Below are 23,339 nucleotides of genomic sequence, written 5' to 3' on the forward strand. Positions count from 1 at the left end.
TGCTGACCGCCATCGCGGCCCGCGGCCCCGCCCAGCCATGACTGAGGACATAGAGGTTCCCTTCTTCCCCCGGCTCACCCGAATGGCGAGTCCGACACACGTCGTCTGGCAGGTTTCGTCCCGGCGGTTCGTCAGCCGCCGGAGGTCGCGTTGGCCGGCGCGCCCGCCGGGACGGACGCGGCCTCGCCGGTCGCGGCCACCTCGGCGGTAGCGCCCGCCGATGCGCGCTCGCCGCCCGGCGGAGCGGTCCCACCGCCCTCAGGTGGCAGCCCGTCGTCTCTTCGGCGCAGCGCCGCGGCGCGGCGACGGCGTACCAGCGCGTAGGCCATGCCTGCGAGCCCGCGCGGCTGGAAGAGGACGAAGAGGATCACTGCGATGCCGTAGGCGTACTTGGCCGCTTCCGCGGAGGTGACGCCGCCGCTGCCGGGCTCTGCCAGGAACGGCAGGCTTTCGCTGTACTGCTCGAGCAGCAGGGGCAGCCCGACGACGAAGACCGCGCCGGCCATGGCACCACCGACCGAGCCAAGACCGCCGAGCAGGATGATCGCGAGGTACTGGATCGAGACCTCGACGGTGAACGACTCGGGCGCGACGCTGCCGATCGACAGCGCGTACAGCACCCCGGCCAGCCCCGCGTACATCGAGGACACGAGGAACGCCCTGGCCCGGTAGCCGGTGACATCGATGCCGGTGACCGCGGCCGCGATCTCGCCGTCCCGGACCGCCCGCAGCGCCCGCCCTGGCCGAGACCGCAGCAGGCCGTAGGCGAACCAGGCCGCGAGCACGAGCAGGACGAGGCCCAGGTACCACAGCCGCTCCGAGCGGCCGAACGGCACGCCCAGCACCTCGAGGCCGGAGTCGTCGTCGTCGAAGACGAACCCGAACAACGAGAAGTCCGGGGTGCGCCGGCCGTTGTAGCCGCCGGTCAGCGTGGACGCGGAGTTCAGCACATGCTGGCCGACGAACACCAGCCCCAGCGAGGCGATGCCGAGGTAGATCCCCCGCAGCCGGGCGGCGACCGGGCTGAACAGCAGGCCGGCCAGCCCGGAGATCAGCACGGCGAGCACCATCGCGACCAGCGGTGGCAGGCCGAGCCCACCCAGGTGACGGCTGCCCAGCGAGCTCGGTTCGCTCGCCAGCCAGCAGTAGCTGATCGCGCCGACGGCGAGGAAGAACGCGTGCCCGAGCGACAGCTGCCCCGTCGTGCCGACGAGGATCGTCAGGCCGATCGCGCCGATCACGGCCGCGAAGATCGAGAAGCCGACCCGCAGCCAGAACTCCTCCAGATACAACGGCAGCGCCGCCAGGATCAGCAGGGCCACCAGCAGCGACACCAGGGGCAGCCGAGTGGCCAGCGCCGCGCGCGGCCCATGGGAGACACGAACGTCAGACACGGGCCAGCTCCCTCGTGCCGAACAGGCCGGCGGGACGCGCCAGCAGGACCGCCAGCATCAGGACGTAGGGCACGGCCCCGCCGAAGTCGCCGCCGAGGAACTGCAGATGCTCGGCATAGCCAGCGATCAGGGACTGGACGACGCCGACGAGCACTCCGCCCGCCAACGCGCCGGTGGTCGAGTCCAGGCCGCCAATGATGGCGGCGGGGAAGGCAAGGAACGCGACGGTGCGGATCGACGGATCCAGGCCGGGCGTCGGGCTGCCGGTCAGGAAGACGGCGGCCACGGCAGCGAGCCCGCCGGCGACCAGCCAGGCCAGGGCGCTGACCTGCCAGTGCCGGATCCCCATCAGCGCGGCCGCCTCCGCGTCCTCGGCGCTGGCACGCAGCGCCACTCCCCAGCTGGTGAACCGGAAGGCGGCGAAGAACGCCAGGATCAGGACGACCGCCGTCCCCATGGCGATTAGCCGGTTATAGGAGAGCCCGACGCCGCCGACCGAGAAGGCCCCGGTCCCCCAGGGCTGGTCCAGGGAGAGCACGTGCGAGCCGATCCGCCGGGTCAGGTCGGTCGCGATCACGATGTCCAGACCCAACGTCATGATCGTCAGGGCGGCGACCTGCCCCTCGCTGGCCAGCCCCGTGCCCCGGCCCACCCGGGAGAACAGCAGCCGCTCGAGGGCGACGGCCAGCAGCGCCGTCCCGGCGACGCCGATCGCCACCGCGGCGGCGAACCCGATCGACGGCACGAGCCGGGCGGTCACATAGGCGCCCACGAAGAGCATCGAGCCGTGCGCGAAGTTGAGCACCTCACTCGCCTTGAAGATGATCACAAACCCGAGCGCGATGAGCGCGTACACCGCGCCCTGCGAGATCCCGTTCACCAACAGCGAGACGAACGTCGTCACGGCTGCTCCTTCCTCGTGCTGACCGCGACGGATCCCTCGTCCACGCCGGTGCCCTCGGCGGCGGCATCGCTCTCGGGGCTGTTGCTCTCGGGGGTGACGATCTCGGGGGTGACGATCTGGGCACTGGCCGCGGTGTCGTCCTCGTCGCCGGTGCCGAGGTAGGCGCGGATCACGGCCGGGTCGCGGCTGACCTCGGCCGGGGTGCCGTCGGCGACCACCCGGCCGAAGTCGAGCACCGTGACACGGTCGGCCAGGGACATGACCATGGTCATGTCGTGCTCCACCAGCAGGACCGTGATCCCGAGGGAGGCCCGGATCGCCCGGATCGTCGCCGTCATCTGGGCGGTCTCCACCGCGTTCATGCCTGCGACCGGCTCGTCCAGCAGAAGCACCCGCGGCTCCGTGGCCAGTGCCCGCGCCACCTCGACCCGCTTGCGGTCGCCGTACGGCAGGATCCCGACCGGGACGTGCAGGCGCGCGCCCAGGTCGAGGAACTCGGCGATCTCGCGCGCTCTGGCCCGGTGGAGCCGCTCCTCGTGGCGCGCGGAGGGAATCCTCAGGCCCGCGCCGAGAAAGCCCGTGCGCATCAGGTGATGCCGGCCGACCATGATGTTGTCGAGCACCGACTCGTACGGCGAGCCGGCCAGGTTCTGGAACGCGCGGCCGACCCCGAGCGCCGTGACCCGGTGCGGCCGCCGGCCGGTCAGCTCCGTACCTCCGAGCAGCACCTGGCCGGACGTCGCCTGGTACACCCCGGAGATGACGTTGAACAGCGTCGACTTCCCAGCGCCGTTCGGCCCGATCACCGCGTGGATCGTCCCCGGCTCGGCCCGCAGCGAGACGTCGGCGAGCGCGGCGAGCGCCCCGAACCGGACCGTCACGCCCTCGACCGCCAGCGGCTCGGCCACCGCCACCGGGTCGATGACCCCGGCCGGCGTCGTGGCGCTCACTGTGCCTCCCCCGCGTGCACGCCGCGCTGGTCGGCCGCGGCACCGGCCCGGCCGCGCGGGCGGGGCAGGATCCGCCGAGCCGGCGACGGCTGCCACCGGGACAGCGTCCGCGCCGGGACCGCCGAGATCGCCGGCTCCCCGGGTTCGGGATTCGGGGGCGCGGGGCTCGCCGGATCCCCGGGGGCGGGGGGCTCGGCACCCGGTGGGGCCTCACCCGCTACCGCCAGGTAGCGCCGGGCGACCTCGTCGGAGGCGGCGAGCTCGGCGGACGGCCCCGACAGCGAGGTGCGCCCGAGCTCCAGGACGTAGGCCGCCTCGGAGAGCGAGAGCGCCATGGCGGCGTTCTGCTCGACGAGGACGACCGAGACGCCCTGGGCGTTGATCTCCCTGATCGCCGCGCCGATCTTGCCGATGACCTGGGGAGCGAGCCCCAGCGACGGCTCGTCGAGCAGCAGCATCCGGGGCGCCGACATCAGGCCGCGCCCGATCGCGAGCATCTGCTGCTCGCCGCCGGACAGCAGCACCGCCCGGGAGTCCCGCCGTTCGGCCAGCAGCGGGAAGAGCTCGTAGACCTGTTCGCGGGCCTGGGCACGGGCGGCCCGGCCGCGCACCGACATCCCGCCCGCTCGGAGGTTCTCCTCGACGGTCAGCCGGCCGAAGATCCGACGCCCCTCGGGCACGTGCACCAGCCCGAGCCGGACGACGTCCGCCGCGCCCCGGCCGGCGAGGTCCTGGCCGTCGAACCGGATCGTGCCGGCGGTGACCTTCCCGCCGTGCATGCCCAGGGTGCCGGACACGGTGCGCAGCAGCGTCGACTTGCCCGCGCCGTTGCTTCCCAGCACCGCGACGACCTGCCCGGCGCCGACCGACATCGTCACGCCACGCAGTGCCCGGACCACGCCCGCATAGACCACCTCGAGTGAACCGACGTCCAACAACTCAGGCTGGCTTCCAGCAACCACGCAGGACCTCCGCGGCACCCAGGACCCGCCGATCTCAAGATCAACGGGAGACAGTTGCACAATGAAACGTGTCGCAGGTCACCAGGATTGCGGTATCGGGCCGAAGACACAAGAGACTCGGGCAAACACGCACAGCACCGGCCAGCCGGGCGCACGAGCCGCCGGGCTCGCGGCGACCCGACCAGGGCAGGTCGAACGTCCGGCCCACCCAACCCGCGCCGAACCCACGCCGGCAACGGATCGGAGCCGGGCGCGAAACGGCGGGTCGCACCCGTCGCGAGCCCCGTCARCAAAGATCAGCAAGCTGATGGGGACACGCGCCGAGACCGCCGGGACTGTCGCGAGTGGGCAGCCGGCACCGCGTTGCCGTGGTCGCCCGCGCGAGACCGATCAGCGCGAGAGCGGCCGACCCAGGTCAGCACGGAACGCATTCACGGCACCGCTGGTGACTAGTACGACACCCAAGTAGCTGTGTCGTGGGTCACAAGGATCACCGCATGAGGCGGCAAGTGCAAGCAATCCGTGCGATGAGGTTGGAGACCGCTCAGCCGCCGACCACCGACGGACGAACGGCCACCCGTCACACCCGCACGGCCCAGCGGACGAGGCGGACGCCGGGAACGCGGCGGACGCGGCGGACGCGGCGAAACGCTCGGCGGGGTTCAGCCGGCAGGGCCTCCTGGCCCAATGCCGTCACTTCGGCCAAGGCTGGCCGGTGGCCCCCCGCCGCGCCGCGGACTCGATCAGCGGCGGGACACCGCCGCGCCATGGACCTGACCGGCGGCGGGACACCGTCACGCCGCGGACTCGATCAGCGGCGGGACACCGCCGCGCCGCGGGCTTGATCAGCGGTTCTGTATCCGGATCCGAACGGGCGAGGGCCCGAGGTTCGGATCCGGATACAGTCCTGGTGATCTTCCGGGCCGCGGGCAAGCGACCGGCGCCGACGGCGGCCCCAGGTCGCTTCCGGGGAAGTACTACTAGTCGCGCAGTGGGCGGCCGAACTTGTCGCGGACGTTGCCGGTCAGCATCATCACGCCGTCGATGAGCGACCAGATGCCGAGGCCACCGCAGGTGAGCAGCTGCGCGACCGCGATCCCGTAGTCGCCCATGTACCAGCGACCGGCTCCCACCCCGCCGAGGAGGAGCTGCAGCAGACCAGCCGTCAGCTTGTCCTTGTCCGAGAGTGGCTCGCCGGTGACCTGGTGCCGGCCGAACGGCGCGGACGGGTCGGCGCCGTACGGGTATCCGGGCCCGTAGCCGGGGGCCGGCGGATAGCCCGGAGCCGGCGCGTACCCGGGGCCCGGCGGGTAGCCACCCGGCTGACCGTACCCGGCGTTGGGGTCGACACCGGGTGGGTAGCCGCCGGTGGGCGGGTACGGCGCGTTCGGGTCCCCGTAGCCCGGAGCGGGCGGGTAGGGCGTGTTCGGGTCCCCGTAGCCGGGGGCGGGCGGGTAGCCCGAGCCGGGCTGCGGGTAACCCGCGCCAGGCGGAGGCTGGTCGGGCCCGGGCTTCGCGTACGGGTCCGGCATCTGGCCAGGCGCTGGGGTCGTCATAGTGGCTCCAAGTGTTCCCGGGCTCCGCGGAACCGTACCAGCGACGATTCAGGCGCATCGCGGGACCGTCCCCCACCCGACACCGGGCCACACGGACGGCCAACAGGTAGCTATTCGGCACGGAAAGCGCACTACCGGGCCACGCCCGCGCCGGCGCGTCCGGGCAGTCGACCTCGGTCCGTGATGACAAGGTCACCGCGATGAGGGGCCGGTGACGAACGGACATCCCGGCCGACCCGACGGACAGCCGGTGGCCGGAGCGCACGCATGGACAACCTCTCGGTGATCACATCCGCGCGCGGCGAGCGGCCGCCCCCGCCACCCGGGCCACCCGGGCCACCGGCGGTCCCCAGACCGGCGGAGGGCCCGGCTACGGCGACGGCGACGGCGACGGACGCCTCCGCCGCGTCCGACCGCGCGAGCGCACCGCCGCCAGCGCCAGCGRCCGGCCGGACTGCCGCCGACGCCTACGCCTACGCCGAGGCGCCGACCATCGTCCTGCCCAGGCCGAGACCGGGTGAGGCGTCGCGGACGACAGCCGGCCCGGGCGGCTCGGGCGGCCCGCGCCGGTCTGGCCGGACGCACGATGGCGCGGCGGCGGCACGCCGCGCCGTGGCCACGGCGTCCGGCTCGGCTCGGGCGACGTTGGAACCGCTGGGCGGCCAGGTCGAGCGGCTGATGCGCGAGCGGCTGGGGGTGACGCTTCGCGCGCCCGGCCGAGGCGGCCGGATCTTCCTGACCATGGCTGGCGGCGCGGTCATCCTCATCGCCCTCGGCTCGGTGGTGCTGGGCATCGGGGGCGGCCCGGCGGCGCTGCGGCCGCTCACGTCGGCCGTCACCCCCACCACTGCGGTGGCGGACCCGACCGGTGAGCCCCGCCCGCCGGTGAACGAGGTCGCGGGTATCCCGATCACCGCGACGCGGACCTACCTGCTGACCACCTACGCGCCCGGCAGCGGCCACCGGAGCCGACTGGAGGCCTCACCGCGCGAGCTGCCGGTGGGCCGGCAGTACCAGCACCTCCCCCGCCGCGGTGACGACCACCTGTCCACCGCGGAGGTCGTGTTCCCGGTGCTGCCGGCGCCGGCAGCCTGCGTGAGCCGGGTGGAGCTGCGGCTGACGCTGCTCGGGACCGAGGGAGCGCCGGACGACGAGGGGCCCTACCCGCTGGCCGCCTACCCGTCGGCGCTGACCAGCCTCGCGACCGGGAAGGTCCCGAGCACCGTCCCGACACTCGACCTGGTCGCGAACCGTCCCCGTGGCAGCCTCAACTGGTCCCGCTACGACGAGACGCGGCCAACGGGCGACCTACCGGCCGGCGAGCAACCAGCCGGTGACCAATCGGCCGGCGACCTGGCCGCGGCCGACCAGCCCACCGGCGGCGACGCCACGGGGGCGGTGGCGCCCGGCGGACCCGTGGAGATCAGCGCGGACATCACCGAGCTCTACCAGCGCTGGGTCGCCGGCATGCCGACGGCGGAGGGGAACCTCGGCGTCCCACCCGGCACGCCGCTGGTGCTGGCCATACGGCCCGCCCTCACGAACGTCCTCGGCACCTGGCGGCACACCTACGGCGGCAGCGCCACCAGCACCCCGCCGCGCCTCGTCTGGGACCGCCGGGTCCACTGCGCCTGACGTCTGGCCCGGCCGGGGCCAGTCCAGGCATGGCCCCGACCTGGCCCGACCTGGCCAGCCCGCGTTCCGCGGCCTGGCATGATCGCGATTTCCGCCCTCCGGGGGTCGTATCCGCGGCCCTTCCACGACCACCAGAGGGCGCAAACGGCGATCCCGCCAACGCGTTGGCGGTGACGGCGGCGGTGACGGCGGCGGTGGCGGTGGCGGTGGCGGCGCTAGCCGACTGGTGAGGGAGCGTCGATGCTGAGGGCCGCGATCCGGTCGAGGTGCTGGCCGGTGTCGCCGAAGGTGCCGACGAGGCGCTTGGCGCGTTTGTAGAAGAAGTGCGCCTCGTGCTCCCAGGTGTAGCCGATCCCGCCGTGATACTGGATCATGGCGCCGGTCGCCCGCTCGGCCGCGTCGCCCGCCTTCGCCTTGGCGACCGCGACGGCGAGTTCGGAGTCGGGCAGCGCGGCGTCGACGGCGTGCGCAGCGTAGAGCGCGGCGTGCTCGGCCATGAGGACGCCGACGTGCAGGTCGGCGAGCGTGTGCTTGATGAACTGGAAGCTGCCGACCGCCTTGCCGAACTGGACCCGGGTCTTGTCGTACTCGATGGTCCTGGTCAGCGCGGCCCGGGCGATGCCGACCAGGTCGGCGGCCGCGAGCACGGCACCGCGCCGGTTCAGCTCGGCGAGGACGGCCGCGTTCGACTCCGGCAGCCGCTCGCCGGCGGCGCCGTCGAGGGTGATCGCGCCGAGGCGGGTGGTGCCGTCAAACGTGCCGAGCGCCGTGACGGTGACGGACTCGGACGTCGGGTCGACGAGGTAGAGGCCGATCCCACCATCCGGTTCCTTCGCCGCGACGACCACCGTCCGGGCGACCCCGGCGTACTCGACCGGAGACGCCGTCCCGGTCAGCCGCGCGCCTCCCGGACCGGTCTCGGYCGTCACACCCACCCCGGACTGGTCGAACGAGCCGCCGGGGGCACGCAGCGCCACGGTGGCGACGAGCTCGCCGGAGGCCAGCGGGGCGAGCACGGCCGCGCGCTGCGCCGGCGAGCCGGCGAGCCGGACGGCCTCGCCCGCGAGCACGGTCGGCAGCCACGGCCCGGGAACGGCGCCCGCGCCGAACGCGCGGGCGAGCACCTGCGCGTCGAGCAGGCCGAGGCCTATCCCGTCGTTGTCCTCGGGCACCAGCACGGCGAGCCAGCCCTGCTCGGCGAACGCCTTCCAAAGCTCGGCCGGGTGGCCGTCGCCCGTGGCGTCCTCGAACACGGCGCGCACGGCGGTCAGGTCGAACCGGTCGGCGAGGAAGTCGCGGACGGTCTCGGCGAGTGCCCGCTGCTCGTCGGTCAACGCGAAGTGCACGGCGATTCCCCTTTTCGCTACCGCGGCAGGCCGAGCACTCGCTCGGCGACGATGTTGCGCTGCACCTGCGACGAGCCGCCCCAGATCGTCACYGACCTGGTCCAGAACGCCTCGAACTGCAACGAGGCGAGGTCCAGACCGTCGACCGGGCTGGTGACGACGCCATCCAGGCCGAGCAGGTGGTCGAACGTCTCGAAGAGCTTCTGGTAGGTCTCGGACCACTGCAGCTTGGTGATCGACGACTCGGAGCCGAGGTCACGGCCCTGCTCGACCTGGGTGAGCACGTGCATCGCGTGGTAGCGCAGGCACTCCAGCTCGACGAGGCGGCTCGCGAGCTCGCGGCGCAGCGTCGGGTCGGTGTCCCGGCCGAGCCGACGCGCGGCGGCGACGATCTGGTCGTAGCCGCGCCGGTAGGTGGCGTACTGGGAGATGCCGGACGCGCCGCGCTCGAACGAGAGCAGCATCATCGCGGTCTTCCAGCCGTTGCCGACACCGCCGAGGCATTCGGAGGCCTTGACCCGGGCGTCGGTGAAGAACACCTCGGCGAACTCGCTCGCGCCGCTCATCTGGCGCAGCGGGCGGGCCTCGACTCCCGGCTGGTGCATGTCGATGAGCAGCATCGAGATGCCCCGGTGGGCCTGGCTGCCCGGCTCGGTGCGCACCAGGGCGAACAGCTTGTCGCCGTGCATGGCGTTGGTCGTCCAGATCTTCTGGCCGTTGACGACGTACTCGTCGCCGTCGAGCACCCCGGAGGTGCGCAGCGCCGCGAGGTCGGAGCCGGCGCCAGGCTCCGAGAAGCCCTGGCACCAGATCACCTCGTTGCGCAGCATCGGGCCGATGATGTCGCGCTTCTGCTGGTCGGTGCCGATCGCCATCACCGTCGGCGCGAGGAACGTCAGGCCGAGCGCGTTGGCCGACTGCGGGGCGCTGGCGAGCGCCATCTCCTCGTCGTAGATCGCCTTCATTCCCGGGGTGCCGCCGCGGCCGCCGTACTCCGTCGGCCAGGCGATGCCCGCGAAGCCCGCGTMGTGCTTGCGGCGCTCCCAGTCGCGGCGCAGCTCAAAGCCCTCGTCGTCGGAAACGCTTCGCCAGAAGCTCGGGTCCCGCCAGGCGGCCGGGATGTTGGCGACGAGCCAACCACGCAGCTCCGTGCGGAACTTCTCCTCCTGCGGGGTGAACGTCAGGTCCATGGTGCTCGCTCCGCGACTCGTCGGTAACGTCGACTCGTTGGCAATGTTGACTCGTTAGTAACATGACGGAGGATCAGGTGACAGCTGACGGTCCCGCCGCCGACCGGGCCGCGCCCTTACGGGCGGCGGTCCCATCCGGACGGGACGTCTGCGGGTCGGGCAGCTCGTTGTAGCGGGCGAGCAGGCGGCCGAAGACAGCCAGGTCCTCGTCGGGCCAGCTGTCCAGGCGCGTCTGCATCCGGGCGCGCAGCGTCTTGTCCACCTCGTCGAGGGTCGCCTGGCCGAAGGTGCTCACCCGCACGAGCTGGACCCGGCTGTCGGCGCGGTCGGACTCACGGTCCACCAGGCCCGCGGCGACCAGCTCGGTCAGCTGCCTGCTCACCGTCGACTTGTTCAGCCGGAAGAAGGCGACGAGGTCGGCCGCCCGCGCCTCACCCACCTCAGCGAGGTACAGCAGCAGTGAGTACGCCGCGAGCGACAGCCCCGGATGCAGTTCGCTCGCCTCCCCCCGGACCCGCCGGACCAGCTGCGCGAGCTCGCTGTAGATGGCCGCGGCCAGGTCCTCACGCCCGGGCTCAGCAGGCCGTCGCGTCATCCTGCTCCCCTGGTACCGCCATCCTTGCCCCCTACTACCTGGATCCACCTGGATCGGGCTCTGAACACGCCAACTTCGTCTTCGTCAGTCGCCCTTCCCCCGAACCAGCGCCCGGAACGGGCCGCGGGTACGAGGCTGCGCCAGGCGACGGGCCCTGCCCGCCCCTGCCCGCGGCCGCGGGCAGGGGCGGGCAGGCCTGAAGAAATTTGGTTGAGTTAGGCAACTGAAACCGTATGACAGTCTGCCCGGTCGCCGCCCGACATCGGACCACTATCCCGACTGAGTCGCCGGCCCCGTCGGCGGCCGGCGACGACGCCCGGCACGATGGTGTCGGGCGGCCACGCGCCGGCCCACTCCCCGGTCGCAGGAGCCAGGAGGTACACCCGATGACCGGATCGGCCCATTCGGCCGGCCCAGCCCCGGCCCCGAACGCCCAGACCGTCGAACGAGCCGGCGGCCCAGGCCAGCTCGGTCCGGACGCGCGGGCGGCGGCGCTGCGACGCCTCGCCGAGGAGACGTTCGACGTCCTGGTCATCGGCGGCGGCGTCACCGGCGCCGGCACGGCGCTCGACGCGGCGTCCCGCGGCCTGTCCGTCGCCCTCGTCGAGGCCCGTGACCTGGCGGCCGGCACCTCCAGCCGCTCCAGCAAGCTGATCCACGGCGGTCTGCGCTATCTCGAGCAGCTCAACGGCGCGCTGGTGCGCGAGGCGCTGCGGGAGCGGACGCTGCTGTTGGACACGCTCGCCCCGCACCTGGTCCGTCCGGTGCAGTTCCTGCTGCCGCTGACCCACCACGGCTGGGAGCGCGCCTACATCGGCAGCGGGGTGCTGCTGTACGACACCCTCGGGCAGGGCCTGTCCCGGATCGGCGGCCCCGGCTCCAGCGCCCCACGGCCGACCCGCAGACCTCCCCGGCTGCTGCCCTCCCGGATCGCCGACCTCCCGGCGGACCTCCCGGAACCGGTGGCCTCGCCGAGCGGGGAGTGGCCCCGCGCCGGCGGCCTGCCGATGCACCGGCATCTGACCCGCAAGGCGGCGCTGCGCGAGTTCCCGTCGTTGCGTCCGGACGCACTGGTGGGCGCGATCCAGTACTGGGACGGGCAGGTCGACGATGCCCGGCACACGATGTTCGTCGCCCGCACCGCCGCCCGCTTCGGCGCGGCGGTCGTGACCTCCGCCAAGGTCGTCGACCTGCTGCGGGAGGGCGACGGGGTGACCGGCGCGGTCGTGCGCGACCTGGAGACCGGCGACGGCACCGGCACCGGCGACGGCTCGGGATCCCAGGAGATCCGCGTCCGGGCACGGCGGACGATCAGCGCGACCGGCGTGTGGACCGACGACGTGCAGGCGCTGCTGGGCCGGCGGGGGCCGGTGTCCGTGCGCGCGTCCAAGGGTGTCCACCTGGTCGTCCCGCGTGACCGCCTGCTGGGCGCCACCGGGCTGATCCTGCGCACCGAGCGCAGCGTGCTGTTCGTCATCCCGTGGGGCAACCACTGGATCATCGGCACCACCGACACCGACTGGGACCTCGACCTGGCCCACCCGGCCGCGACCCGCGCCGACATCGACTACCTGCTCGACCAGGTCAACCGGGTGCTGCGCACCCCGCTCACCCACGACGACATCGTCGGCGTGTACGCCGGCCTGCGCCCGCTRCTCGCGGGCCAGTCCGACGACACGGCGCAGCTGTCCCGCGAGCACGCCGTCGTCGCCGCCGCGCCCGGGCTCACGACCGTCGCCGGCGGGAAGTACACGACCTACCGGGTGATGGCCGCCGACGCGGTCGACGCGGCGGTGGCCGGGCTGCCGAGGACCGTCCCGCCGTCGTGTACCGACAAGGTCCCGCTGCTCGGCGCCGACGGCTACCTCGCCGTGTGGAACGGGCGGGAGCGGCTCGCCGAGCGCGCCGGCCTGCACGTCGCCCGGATCGAGCACCTGCTGCGCAGGTACGGCACCCTCGCCGAGGAACTCGTCGACATGGTCATCGCCGACCGGCGACTGGCCGCGCCGCTGCCCGGTGCCGAGGCCTACCTGGCGGTCGAGGCGGTGTACGCGGCCACGCACGAGGGCGCGCTGCACCTGGAGGACGTGCTGGCCAGACGGACGCGGATCTCCTTCGAGGCACCGGACCGAGGCCTGGCGGCCGCCCGCCCGGTGGCCGAGCTGATCGCCCCGGTCCTCGGCTGGGACGAGGCGCGGGTAGGCGCCGAGGTCGAGCTGTACGAGGCCCGCGTCGCCGCCGAGCGCGCCTCTCAGCGTGCCGGCGACGACCCGGCCGCGGACGCCGCCCGCCTCGCCGCTCCCGACGCCCGCCGTCTCCCCTCCGTCCGCGCCACGCCCCACCCCAAGCCAGCCGCTCCCCGCCCCAAGCCAGCCGCCGCGGAGCCGACGCACGCGGATCACGACGCCGAGCCGCCCACTCCCGCCGGCGGTGTCTCGATCAACGCGGCCGCCGCCAGCGCGGCGGCCGGCCTGCGGGCGGCCCGCCGCGTCGTCATCGGCGGCATCGCCGGCTCCCGCGCCCATCCGACCGACCCGGCCACCGACGACACCGGCCCCGACCACTCCGGCGGCACCGCCGCCTAGCCCGAAGCCGTCTAGCCTGGGCACGTCGGCCGAGCGCGGTCGGGCCGGAGACGAGGTGGCGCCGGATGAGCAACGCGGACGCGGGTGGCGTGGAGACGTTCGACGTCGTCGTCATCGGGGCTGGGCCGGCCGGGGAGGTGGCGGCCGGCCGGCTCGCCGAGGCGGGTCTGTCGGTCGCGGTCGTCGAGCACGAGCGGGTGGGCGGCGAGTGCTCCTTCTGGGGCTGCATGCCGAGCAAGACGCTGCTGCGCCCCGGCGACGTGCTCGCCGCTACGCGGCGCGTGCCGGGCGCGGCCGGTGCGGTGACCGGAGAGATCGACGCGGCCGCCGCGTTCTCCCGCCGGGACGAGATCGTCGGCGGATTCTCGGACAAGGGCCAGGTTCCCTGGCTGCGCGACCGCGGGGTGACGATCGTCCGGGGTCGCGGCCGGCTCGCCGGCCGGCGGCTCGTCGACGTGGACACGACGAAGACCGTGGTCCCGGACGAGTCGGACGGGAAGCCCCGCCGGCTGGCGGCGCGCCGGGCGGTGGTGCTGGCGACCGGGACGACGGCGGTCAGGCCGCCGATTCCGGGCCTGGCCGAGGTCGAGCCGTGGGACAACCGGTCGGCGACCGGCGCCACGACCGTTCCGCGCAGGATGGTCGTGCTGGGCGGCGGCGCCGTCGGCACCGAGCTCGCGCAGGGGTTCCGCCGGCTCGGCGTCGTCGAGGTGACGATCGTCGAGGGCCAGCAAGGGCTGCTCGCCCACGAGGAGCCGTTCGTCGGCAAGGAGGTCGCCGAGGCGTTCGAGTCCGAGGGGATCACGGTCCGGACCGGGCAGAAGGTCACCGCGGTGCGCCGCCAGCAGGCGGCGTACGACGAGCGCCGCGGCCCGGTCGTCGTGACGCTCGACAACGGTGACCAGGTCGAGGCCGACGAGATCCTCGTCGCGGTCGGCCGGCATCCCGCCACCGACGACCTGGGCCTGGAGACGGTCGGCCTGACGCCCGGCCGCCCGGTCGAGGTCGACAACCACCTGCGCGCGGTCGGCGTGCGGACGGCGACCGGGTCCGGTGACGAGGGCGACGAGGGCGCCGGCGACGACGGCTGGCTGTTCGCCGTCGGCGACGTGAACGGGCGGGCGCTGCTGACCCACATGGGCAAGTACCAGGCGCGCATCGTCGCCGACATCGTCGCCGGCCGTACCGACCCGTCCGGCGCCGAGCCGGTCGAGGTCGCCGGCAGCCGCGCCATCCCCCGGGTGACGTTCACCGACCCGCAGGTGGCGGCCGTCGGTCTGACGGAGGCCGCGGCGCGCGACGCCGGCCTTCGGGTCCGGGCCGTCTTGGTCCCGACCACCGGCGTCGCCGGCTCGTCCGTACGCGGCGTCGGCCTCGTCGGCACCTCCCAGCTGGTCGTCGACGAGGACCGCCGCGTCATCGTCGGCGCCACCTTCACCGGCCAGGACGTCCAGGAGCTGCTCCACTCGGCCACGATCGCCCTCGTTGGCGAGATCCCCCTCGACACCCTCTGGCACGCCGTCCCGTCGTTCCCCACCGTCAGCGAGGTCTGGCTCCGCCTCCTGGAGACCTACGGCCTCTAGCCGCGCCGCGACCCGTTGGCCTGATCGGCGTTGGCCTGATCGGCGTTGGCGCCCTCCGGCGGTCGCGGAAGTGCCGCGGCCACGACCCCCGGAGGGCAGAAATCGCGATCATGCCCAGCAGCGAGCCGTGAGGGCGGCGTGGCAGGGCGTCGTACGCTCGGTTGAGGTGGTCAGCAACGGGAGGGTGGGGTCCGATTCCTGCGCGGACACGGCACAGCGCGGGGCTGCTGCTGTACCGAGATGTGGCGGATGGGCTCGAGGTGCTCATCGCGCACATGGGCGGGCCGTTCTGGGCACGCAAGGACGAGGGCGCCTGGTCGATCCCGAAGGGCGAGTCCGAGCCGGACGAGGACCTACGCGTCGCCGCGGCCCGGGAGTTCGCCGAGGAGTTGGGATCGGCGCCGCCCGACGGCCCGTGGATCGAGCTCGGTGACGTGCGCCAGTCCGGCGGGAAGGTCGTCACGGCCTACGCGCTGCGCGGCGACTTCGACCCGGCCGCCGCCGTGAGCAACACCTTCGAGCTGGAATGGCCCCGCGGCTCAGGACGGGTCCGGACCTTCCCCGAGGTCGACCGGGTGGCATGGTTCGACCTCCCGACCGCCCGCGCCAAGCTCGTCCGCGGCCAGCTCCCCTTCCTCGACCGCCTCCTCGACCAGCTCGGCTCCCATCCGTGATCTTTTCGGAGCTCGGGGTGGCGCCGCTGTCTGGAGACGCCCTCGACATCGCGATCACCCCGCTGGTCCTGCCAGGCGGGCCCCTGCCTGGCGGGGCTCTGCCTGGCAGGGCTCTGCCTGACGGGGCTCTGCCTGACGGGACTCTGCCTGACGGGACTCTGCCGCCGCCAGGCCGATGACGGCGGTCAGGAGAAGGAGGGCTCCCGCCAGGGTCGCGGCCGTCAGTCGCTCGCCGAGCAGGGTGAGCGCGAGGACCGCGGCGCTGACCGGTTCGAGCAGGAGCACCGTCGCCGTGGTCGCGGCCCGCACGACGGCGGCGCCAGCGAAGTAGAGCGGGTACGCCAGCGCCGTCGGCACCGCCGCCACGTACCCGAGCAGGAGCAGGACTCGGCCGAGGCCGGCGGCATGGGGCAGGAGCCCGCTGGCGGCGGCCCAGGGCAGCAGCGCGGCCCCGCCGATGCCGAAGGCCCACGCCGTCAGCGTCGCGGGCTCGTCCCCTGTCCCGGCTCCTCCGGGTCCCCCGGCCTGCCCGGCCCACCGGGCGAGCAGCGTCGTCAGGGAGTAACCGGCGGCCGACAGGAGCGCCAGCGCGACGCCCAGGGGACGGGCCGCACCACCCTGGTTTCCCAGGACGAGGACTCCCAGCCCCGCCACCGCGCCCACGACCGCCACGGCGCCGGCTCCGAGCCGCTCGCCCAGAGCGAGCCGGGCCCCCAGCGCGACCAGGACCGGCCCCGCCCCCAGGGTCACGATCGTGCCCACCGCGACCCCGGTCACCGCGACCGACGCGAAGTAGGCGGTCTGGAACACGGCCAGGCCCACGCCTGACCCGATCCGTACGAGGAGCCGACGCCTCGCCGCCCCGCCGGCCCGGGCACGGGCCCTTTGGGGTGCGGTGACCCCCGGCGAGGCGAGGTCCKGGCGCACGCCGGCCGGACGGGCGGCGCGGGCGCCGTCCACTCGCGCCGGACGGATCCGCCGCGGGATCCCGGCCAGGAGCAGCAGGGCAAAGCCGCCGACGAAACGCCAGAAGGAGACCGCGATGGGTCCGAGATTGCTCGATTGGTAGACGAGGTCCACCGCCGTTCCGGTGGTGCCCCAGGTGATCCCGGCAATAGCCAGGTAAGCCAGCCCCCGCCGTACAGGCAGGCTGGCGCCAACATTCGACACGGCGCTCTCCGCAAGGGGATGTGATGGTCGCAGATCCCGGATGCGGGCAGCACGACCAGAGCGCCGGACTCCCTCAGGCCGATCTCAGATCGGCGAGGACCGGCGCGGCGGTCTTCCCCTGCGGCCCGCCTTACGCGGCGGGCGGCGCGAGCGCCGTGAAGGTCATGGACAAGAGGCTACGGACGCGAGGCGCGGCCGTCTCCTCGTCCGGCTTGCATACCCCGCCAGGCGGACGGGCGGACGAGTTCTCGTACGCCTGGCAGGGCACGGCGGCGGTCGGGTCAGCTCGCGGGCTTCTCGTGGTGGCCGCCGAACTGCTTGCGCATGGCGGAAAGGATCTTGTCGGAGTAGAGGGACTCGCCGCGGGAGCTGAAGCGCTCGTAGAGGGACGCGGTGAGCACGTGCGCCGGGACGCCCTCCTCGACGGCGGCGAGCACCGTCCAGCGTCCCTCGCCGGAATCCGACACCCGGCCGCCGAAGGAGGCCAGCTCCGGGTCCTCGACGAGGGCGACGGCGGTCAGGTCGAGCAGCCAGGAGGCGACGACGCTGCCGCGCCGCCACACCTCGGTGACCTCCGGGATGTCGAAGTCGTACTGGTAGTACTCGGGGTGCGTGAGCGGGGTGGTCTCCGCGTCGTGGCCGGCGGCCGAGGTCCGGCCGATGCCCGCCTTGTTCAGCACGCCGAGGCCCTCGGCGAAGGCGGCCATCATGCCGTACTCGATGCCGTTGTGGATCATCTTCACGAAGTGGCCGGCCCCGATCGGGCCGCAGTGCAGGTAGCCCTGCTCGGCCTGGGTGGGCTCGCCCGAGCGGCCGGGGGTGCGCGGCGCCGTGTCGACGCCCGGGGCGATGGTGGCGAACAGCGGCTCCAGCCGCTTCACGACGTCCGGCTCACCGCCGATCATCAGGCAGAAGCCGCGCTCCAGGCCGAAGACGCCACCCGAGGTGCCGACGTCGACGTAGTGGATGCCCTTCGGCACCAGCGTCTTGGCCCGCTCGATGTCGTCGCGGTAGTACGAGTTGCCGCCGTCGATGATGATGTCGCCCGGCTCGAACAGGTCGGCGAGCTGGAAGACCGTTTCGCCGGTCAGCCCGGCCGGCACCATCACCCAGGCCGCGCGCGGGGTGGTCAGCGCCGCGGCGAACTCCTCCAGCGAGTTCGTTCCCGTCGCCCCCTCGGCCGCGAGCGCGGCGACGGCGTCCGCGCTGACGTCGTACACGACGCACTCGTGGCCGTCCCGCTGAAGCCGGCGCACCAGGTTGGCGCCCATCCGGCCCAGGCCGATCATCCCCAGTTGCATGTCGTCTCCGCTCGTCCCCGCACCGGGCGCCGCCGCCAACCGCGGCCACCGCCCCTGTCGCCTACCGACCTACCACCGGCTCGACCGGCCCTACCCTCACTATCGCCACCACCCGTGCCGGCCCGGCCACGACCCGCGCGGTAAGCGGGGTCGTCCGTCTTCCGGTCCGGAGGGCCGGCCAGCGAGGTGTGATCGCCCGGGTTCTTCATACTCCGTCCGTCGCCGCCCGACCTGGGCGCTGGGACAGTAGACCCCTCGACGTAACCGGTTCGCCACGCGCCACCGCCCGGACGGCCGGCACGGGGGCTTTCGGCGGCATCCGCGACTGGCCGGGGCGGTTCTTGATCCCGTGGTGGGCGCGGGTGTAGACCCGACAGAGCCCTCCCGGCCGCCGTCGATGGCAGACCGCGGTGCCCCCAGTTGAGTGAGACCCGAGTCGGGTGAGACCCCGAGTCGGGTGAGACGGAGTGTCGTCGACGATGACCGCTCAGGACGCGATACCGGATCAGATCATCGTCAGCACACCGCGCCGGCAGTTCGTCAACGATCCGGACGACGTCGTCKAGGAGGCCCTGGAAGGGCTGGAGGCCGCTTACCCTCGACTGATCCGCTGGAACCGGGACCCCAGCTTCGTCGCGCGCGCCGAGCCGGCGCCCCCCGGACGGGTCGCGGTCGTCTCCGGCGGCGGCTCCGGCCACGAGCCGCTGCACGTCGGCATGGTCGGCGAGGGGATGCTCGACGCCGCGGTCCCGGGCGCGGTGTTCGCGAGCCCGACCGCCGGCCAGATCCTGGCCGCCACCCAGGCCGCGTCCGGCGGCGCGGGGGTGGTGCACGTCGTCAAGAACTACACCGGTGACGTGCTGAACTTCGAGATCGCGGCCGAGTTCGCCACCGACGACGGGATCATCGTCAGCCAGATTCTCGTCGACGACGACCTGGCGACCACCTCGATGACGGGCGACGGCCCCGGGCGGCGGGGCACGGCCGCCACCGTCGTCGTCGAGAAGATCGTCGGGGCCGCGGCGGCGGCCGGAGCCGACCTGGAGCGGGTCAGCGCGCTCGGCCGGCGGGTCGCGGCGACGTCGCGGTCCATGGCCGTGGCGCTCGCCGCCGGGGCGCATCCCGGCGCCGCGCGCCCGTCGTTCGAGCTGCCCTCCGACGAGGTGGAGTTCGGCGTCGGCATCCACGGCGAGCGCGGCGTCGGCCGCCGCACGTTCGCGTCCGCCGACGACCTCGCCGACCAGCTGATCCGCCCGCTGGTCGCCGACCTGGCGATCGGCCGGGGCGACCGGGTCATCGCGATCACCAACGGCCTGGGAGCGACGACCGGGCTGGAGCTCGCCGTCATCCACCGCCGGGTGACGAAGATCCTCGCCGCCGCCGGCATCACGGTCGAGCGGGCGCTGGTCGGCCCGTATGTGACGTCGCTCGACATGGCCGGCTGCTCGGTGACCCTGACCAGGGCCGACGACGAGCTGCTCACCCTCTGGGACGCCCCCGTCCGCACGATCGCGCTGAGCTGGTAGCCCGCGCGGCGCACCTGGACCCCGGGCCGGCGGGCCCTCGACGCAGATGAGGCAGGTCGACATGGTCGGTACGGCGATCGGCGCGGACGCGGGCGACGAAGCCCCTGGCCAGGAAGGCTCTCGGCCGGCGCCTGAGACGTCTGAGGCAACTGAGGCGCCGGAAGCGCCGGAGCGAGCCAGCGCGGCATCCGCCGGGCACGGCGACCAGGCCTCGCGGGAGGAGAGCGGGCGAGGGCTAGGGCTCGACCTCGACGCGGCGTACGCCTGGATCGCCTCCTTCCAGCGGCGGTCCGAGGCGGAGGCCACCGAGCTGGGCGAGCTGGACCGCCGGGCCGGCGACGGCGACTTCGGCGCGAACATCCGCCGGGCGCTGCGCCGGGTGGAGCGCCGCCTCGACGAGGCCCCGCCGGCGACCCCCGGCGAGCTGTTCCTCGGCGTCGCGCACGGCTTCCTCAACACCGGCGGCACCAGTGGCCCGCTGTTCGGCCTGTGGTTTCGCGGCATCGGCCAGGCCAGCGACGCGCCGGTGATGACGCTGGCCGCGCTCGCGAAGGGCGTCGACGTCGGAACGGCCACCGTCCAGCGCCTCGGCAAGGCCCGTCCCGGCGACAAGACCATGGTCGACGCGATGGCCCCCGCGGCCGACGCGCTCGCGGCGGCCGTCGCCGACGGCCTGGACGTGGCGGGAGGCGTCGCGCTGGCCGCCGAGGCCGCGCGCGCCGGCGCGCTCGCCACCGAGTCCATGCGCGCCCGCCGTGGCCGCGCCGCCTATGTCGGCGACCTCGCCCGCGGGGTTCTCGACCCCGGCGCCCTCACCGTCGCCCTCTTCTTCGACTCCGCCCTGGCCTAAATCGCGGTCGCCATCAGCGGCCGCGCCACCGGTTGCGGCGCCACCGGCGGCCGCGCCATCGGCGCAGGCAGGTATGCGACCGCGGCCCGCCGGCGAATCACCAAGGCGTGATTCCACCCGGTCCGCTCCGGGCCCCGAGACCCGTTGGCGCCTTCTATCCCGTCAAATGCCCGACCGGAACTCCGGCTCTGTCCGGCGAGTGGCATATTCAGCCGTGCGCGGCGTCTTTGCCCCGCAGTACCTCGCGGAACGGACAGGTGGGGGGCACCGCCGACGATGAGCGAAACCGGTGTTCGGGTTCAGGAGCTGCGGCCGGGCGATCCGGAGGAACTCGGCCGTCATCGGGTGGTGGGCCGGCTCGGCGCGGGTGGGATGGGCGTCGTCTTTCTCGCCGAAGGCCCTTTCGGGCGGGTCGCGGTCAAGCTGGTCCGGGAGGACCTGGCCGACGACCCTGAGTTCCGCCGCCGGTTCCAGCGCGAGGTCCAGGCCTGTTTCCGGGTCGGCGGCGCGCGCACGGCGCGCCTCGTCGACTTCGATCTCGCCGCGACTCGCCCGTGGCTCGCGACGGAGTTCGTGGACGCGCCGAGCCTGGCCGATCAGGTGCGTGTCGACGGGCGGCTCAGCACGGACGACCAGCTCCTGTTGGCATCCGGCCTGGCCGAGGCGCTGGTCTCGATCCATTCCACCGGCATGGTTCACCGTGATCTCAAGCCGTCGAACGTGCTGTGGACGCCGCATGGCCCCAAGGTCATCGACTTCGGCATCGCGGCCGCGGCCGACGCGGCCGCGCTGACGACGAACGGGCACTTCGTGGGCACTCCCGGCTGGCACTCGCCGGAGCAGGTGTCCGGTGAGGAGGCGACGGGCGCCGCGGACGTCTTCGCCTGGGGCTCGCTGATCTGCTATGCCGCGAGCGGACGGGCGCCGTTCGGCACCGGCCCGGTCGAGGTGATCCTGCATCGAGTCTCGCAGGGGGAGCCCAACGTCGACCGTGAGCTGATCGCGCCGGCGCTGCGCGGGCTGGTGGTGAACGCGATGGCCCGCGAGGCCTCGGACCGGCCGACGGCGGCGGACCTGTACACGGCCCTCGTCGGCTCGGTGCCCGGGGACGCGAGCTTCCCGGCGACGAGGGTTCTCGCCGGCGGTCCCGGCGACACCCCGCCGTCGACTCCCGTGCCCATCTCGTCGGCGGTCCCGCCCACCCGGCCGTGGTCCGCGACCGTCGTCGGTGGCGGGGACGGACAGCCGCCGGCTGCCCCGCCTCGGCACCGGCGCCGGCTCGCCATCGCGCTCGGCACCACGGCCGTGGTCCTGCTCGCGGCGGCGGGCACCGTCATCGGCCTCCTGCTGACCAGCGGCGGCGGAGACGGCGACGACAACGGTGGGAGCTCCGGTGACGGCGTCCAGTTCAGCGCGACCGCGCCGTGGCGGCTCACGGTCGACGACCAGATCGAGGGGGAGGACTCTGGCTGCACCGTCGACCTGGTCGACACCGTCAGCGGCGAGACGGGGCATTTCGCCGATATCTACGGACGCAAGACCCTGCAGATCCCGGCCCCCGGCGAGTACCGCTGGACTGCCAACAACGAGGCGTGTGTCCTGACCGCCACCGCGGGTTCCGGCAGCGTCGCGCTGCCCTTCGCCCAGCAGAGCTATTCCGGCGACACGGACGCGTTCCAGGCCGAGGGGCCGATCCTGGTCGACCCCGTCGATCTGGAGGAGGGCGGGGAGTGCGAGCTGACGCTGCGCGCGGTCGACGGCCGGACGCTGGACTTCGTCACGGCGCACCAGGGCGACGGCCCGGTCCAGCTCGACCCCGGCCAGCCGGGCATGGTCTACCTGGCCGAACCGTCCTGTGGCGTGAAGGTCTCGGCCAACTGGTGATCTGCCGCGCCCCGGGCGCGCATGACCTGGTGGTGGCGGCTAGCTGAGGTTCCGCGGCTAGCTGAGGTTCCGCGCGGCCAGGGAGGGAGCGTCACCCATGATGATCATGGGGTGACCGGCGGGCTGGAGCCAACGAAGGATCGACTCCAGTTCGTCCTGCGGAAGGCTGACGCAGCCCTTGGTCGGCGCCTTGTGGTCGACGTGTAGCCAGATGTCGCCGCCTGCCCGCTCGCCGAGCGGGCGGGCGGGGTCGGACGGAGGCCGGCCGGGGACCCGGTTGTAGTCGATCGCGACGACATAGTTGAACGCCGCCGACATCGGATCGTCGAGGTCACCACTGCCCGCGGCGAAGTACCGCGGCTGGTACTCGTAGGGCAGCGCGGTCCCAGGGTCGGGCAGCTTGCCGCCGGCGGCCGTCAGGCTGAACACGCCGATCGGCGAGCGGCGGTCGCCCTCGCGGTGGCCGGTGGTCCAGCCGTTCGCGCCGTTGCGGCCGGTGAGCGCGAGCCCCTGGCGCGTCCAGAGCGACGTCTCGTCGGCACGCTGCCACAGCGTCACCGCGTTGGTGGTCGACGCCCGGTCAGGGGCGCTGACGAGGATGACCTGCCTGGTCTCGGCGGGTAGCCGCGAGACGGCCCATTCGCCGACACCCGGGAGAGTGGCGGCGCTGACGATGCCGGTGCCCGTGGTCGCGTCCCCCTCTCCGGCGCCGTTCGACCCTCCAGAGACCATGGTGCCGCCCACGCCGCCGTTGTCGAGCCCCTCGTCGGCACCGGCTCCCGGCGCCGCGCTGGCGCGGGCCGTGCCCTCACCCGGCGCGCTGAGCGCGAAGGCGCCGGCGACGGACGAGTCGTGCCCCGTCGACTGCTCGACGGCCGGACCGCGGTCGGACCCGACGATCTGGAACGCGCCCGCGGTGCCCACGACGAGGGTGGCACCGACGGCCGCCACGCTGACCACCATTCCGCGGCGGGAACGCGGCCAGCGCCGGCTGATCTGACGATCGCCCCGGTGCGTGGCCATTCCTGCGCCTCCCATCCCGTCAGCGACGGGCGGCCCGGCAAGCCACCCGGTCCTGCTTCCGACGTTCCGTGCCCCCAGCGGTGCCCCGTCTGCCCCTCGCCAGCCTCCCACCTCGGCGATTCACCCGCCGAGGGGCCCAGCGCGGCCAGGCGCGACGCGACGCGCCGGACCAACGCCACCACGGCCAAGGCGTCAGTGATCCGGAACACCG

General features: G+C 73.7%; 18 protein-coding genes. 7 read left to right on the plus strand and 11 right to left on the minus strand.

The window, feature by feature from the left end:
- Positions 1-131 precede the first annotated feature (131 nt).
- The 5 genes from BCD49_RS10985 to BCD49_RS11005 all read right to left on the minus strand — a co-directional run bounded on the left by BCD49_RS10985 (position 132) and on the right by BCD49_RS11005 (position 5,766).
- Positions 132-1,394 (minus strand): branched-chain amino acid ABC transporter permease, encoded by a 1,263-nt coding sequence (locus tag BCD49_RS10985; RefSeq protein ID WP_007515828.1) that lies wholly within the window; start codon positions 1,392-1,394, stop codon positions 132-134.
- Complete coding sequence (locus BCD49_RS10990; protein WP_007515829.1) at positions 1,387-2,298, minus strand: branched-chain amino acid ABC transporter permease; 912 nt, start codon at positions 2,296-2,298, stop codon at positions 1,387-1,389. Before BCD49_RS10990 ends, BCD49_RS10985 begins: the two co-directional genes overlap by 8 nt.
- Positions 2,295-3,248 carry an ABC transporter ATP-binding protein gene (locus tag BCD49_RS10995; RefSeq protein ID WP_007515830.1) on the minus strand — a complete coding sequence of 318 codons (954 nt, stop codon included), beginning with the start codon at positions 3,246-3,248 and terminating at the stop codon, positions 2,295-2,297. The genes BCD49_RS10990 and BCD49_RS10995 overlap by 4 nt, the downstream gene beginning before the upstream one ends.
- Positions 3,245-4,210: an ABC transporter ATP-binding protein gene (locus BCD49_RS11000; protein WP_007515831.1), complete on the minus strand. Its 966-nt coding sequence runs from the start codon at positions 4,208-4,210 to the stop codon at positions 3,245-3,247. Before BCD49_RS11000 ends, BCD49_RS10995 begins: the two co-directional genes overlap by 4 nt.
- A 980-nt stretch (positions 4,211-5,190) precedes the next feature.
- Positions 5,191-5,766, minus strand: coding sequence for a TM2 domain-containing protein (locus BCD49_RS11005; protein ID WP_007515832.1), 576 nt, complete (start codon positions 5,764-5,766; stop codon positions 5,191-5,193).
- Positions 5,767-6,033: 267 nt separating this feature from the next.
- Between BCD49_RS11005 and BCD49_RS11010 the strand changes: the two genes are divergently transcribed.
- Complete coding sequence (locus tag BCD49_RS11010) at positions 6,034-7,401, plus strand: hypothetical protein (protein ID WP_071041455.1); 1,368 nt, start codon at positions 6,034-6,036, stop codon at positions 7,399-7,401.
- A gap of 215 nt (positions 7,402-7,616) precedes the next feature.
- Here the strand turns inward: BCD49_RS11010 and BCD49_RS11015 are convergent, their stop codons facing one another.
- From BCD49_RS11015 to BCD49_RS11025, 3 genes are all read right to left on the minus strand, one after another.
- The gene (locus BCD49_RS11015; RefSeq protein WP_071041456.1) at positions 7,617-8,747 is read right to left on the minus strand and encodes an acyl-CoA dehydrogenase family protein; all 1,131 of its coding nucleotides are present in this window, start codon (positions 8,745-8,747) and stop codon (positions 7,617-7,619) included.
- 17 nt (positions 8,748-8,764) lie between these two features.
- Entirely contained in the window at positions 8,765-9,937 is a 1,173-nt protein-coding gene (locus BCD49_RS11020; RefSeq protein ID WP_071041457.1) for an acyl-CoA dehydrogenase family protein, read from the minus strand.
- Between the two features lie 73 nt (positions 9,938-10,010).
- Positions 10,011-10,532, minus strand: a complete 522-nt coding sequence (locus tag BCD49_RS11025) for a MarR family winged helix-turn-helix transcriptional regulator (RefSeq protein ID WP_007515837.1) — start codon at positions 10,530-10,532, stop codon at positions 10,011-10,013.
- A gap of 386 nt (positions 10,533-10,918) precedes the next feature.
- Here BCD49_RS11025 and BCD49_RS11030 point away from each other — a divergent pair, with 386 nt between their 5' ends.
- The 3 genes from BCD49_RS11030 (at position 10,919) to BCD49_RS11040 (ending at position 15,374) form a co-directional block, all read left to right on the plus strand.
- Positions 10,919-13,117, plus strand: a complete 2,199-nt coding sequence (locus BCD49_RS11030) for a glycerol-3-phosphate dehydrogenase/oxidase (protein WP_007515838.1) — start codon at positions 10,919-10,921, stop codon at positions 13,115-13,117.
- A 65-nt stretch (positions 13,118-13,182) separates the two neighbouring features.
- Positions 13,183-14,700: a dihydrolipoyl dehydrogenase family protein gene (locus BCD49_RS11035; RefSeq protein WP_007515839.1), complete on the plus strand. Its 1,518-nt coding sequence runs from the start codon at positions 13,183-13,185 to the stop codon at positions 14,698-14,700.
- Positions 14,701-14,894: 194 nt separating this feature from the next.
- Positions 14,895-15,374, plus strand: a complete 480-nt coding sequence (locus BCD49_RS11040) for an NUDIX domain-containing protein (RefSeq protein ID WP_027141411.1) — start codon at positions 14,895-14,897, stop codon at positions 15,372-15,374.
- A 54-nt stretch (positions 15,375-15,428) separates the two neighbouring features.
- Here BCD49_RS11040 and BCD49_RS11045 read toward each other — a convergent pair whose 3' ends face one another.
- Both BCD49_RS11045 and gnd read right to left on the minus strand, forming a co-directional pair.
- A complete protein-coding gene (locus BCD49_RS11045) occupies positions 15,429-16,544 on the minus strand; it encodes a DMT family transporter (RefSeq protein ID WP_083401379.1) in 1,116 nt (371 codons plus the stop codon).
- Positions 16,545-16,825: 281 nt separating this feature from the next.
- Positions 16,826-17,845: a phosphogluconate dehydrogenase (NAD(+)-dependent, decarboxylating) gene (gene gnd, locus BCD49_RS11050; RefSeq protein ID WP_007515842.1), complete on the minus strand. Its 1,020-nt coding sequence runs from the start codon at positions 17,843-17,845 to the stop codon at positions 16,826-16,828.
- Between the two features lie 479 nt (positions 17,846-18,324).
- Between gnd and BCD49_RS11055 the strand changes: the two genes are divergently transcribed.
- The 3 genes from BCD49_RS11055 to BCD49_RS11065 all read left to right on the plus strand — a co-directional run bounded on the left by BCD49_RS11055 (position 18,325) and on the right by BCD49_RS11065 (position 22,105).
- The gene (locus BCD49_RS11055; protein WP_071041462.1) at positions 18,325-19,371 is read left to right on the plus strand and encodes a dihydroxyacetone kinase subunit DhaK; all 1,047 of its coding nucleotides are present in this window, start codon (positions 18,325-18,327) and stop codon (positions 19,369-19,371) included.
- A 61-nt stretch (positions 19,372-19,432) separates the two neighbouring features.
- Positions 19,433-20,221 carry a dihydroxyacetone kinase subunit DhaL gene (gene dhaL, locus BCD49_RS11060; protein ID WP_007515844.1) on the plus strand — a complete coding sequence of 263 codons (789 nt, stop codon included), beginning with the start codon at positions 19,433-19,435 and terminating at the stop codon, positions 20,219-20,221.
- A 276-nt stretch (positions 20,222-20,497) separates the two neighbouring features.
- Positions 20,498-22,105: a serine/threonine-protein kinase gene (locus BCD49_RS11065; protein WP_007515845.1), complete on the plus strand. Its 1,608-nt coding sequence runs from the start codon at positions 20,498-20,500 to the stop codon at positions 22,103-22,105.
- Between the two features lie 57 nt (positions 22,106-22,162).
- Here the strand turns inward: BCD49_RS11065 and BCD49_RS11070 are convergent, their stop codons facing one another.
- A complete protein-coding gene (locus BCD49_RS11070; protein WP_232794419.1) occupies positions 22,163-23,056 on the minus strand; it encodes a L,D-transpeptidase family protein in 894 nt (297 codons plus the stop codon).
- Positions 23,057-23,339 lie beyond the last annotated feature (283 nt).

The sequence above is a fragment of the Pseudofrankia sp. EUN1h genome, assembly GCF_001854645.1.
GTDB lineage: Bacteria > Actinomycetota > Actinomycetes > Frankiales > Frankiaceae > Pseudofrankia > Pseudofrankia saprophytica.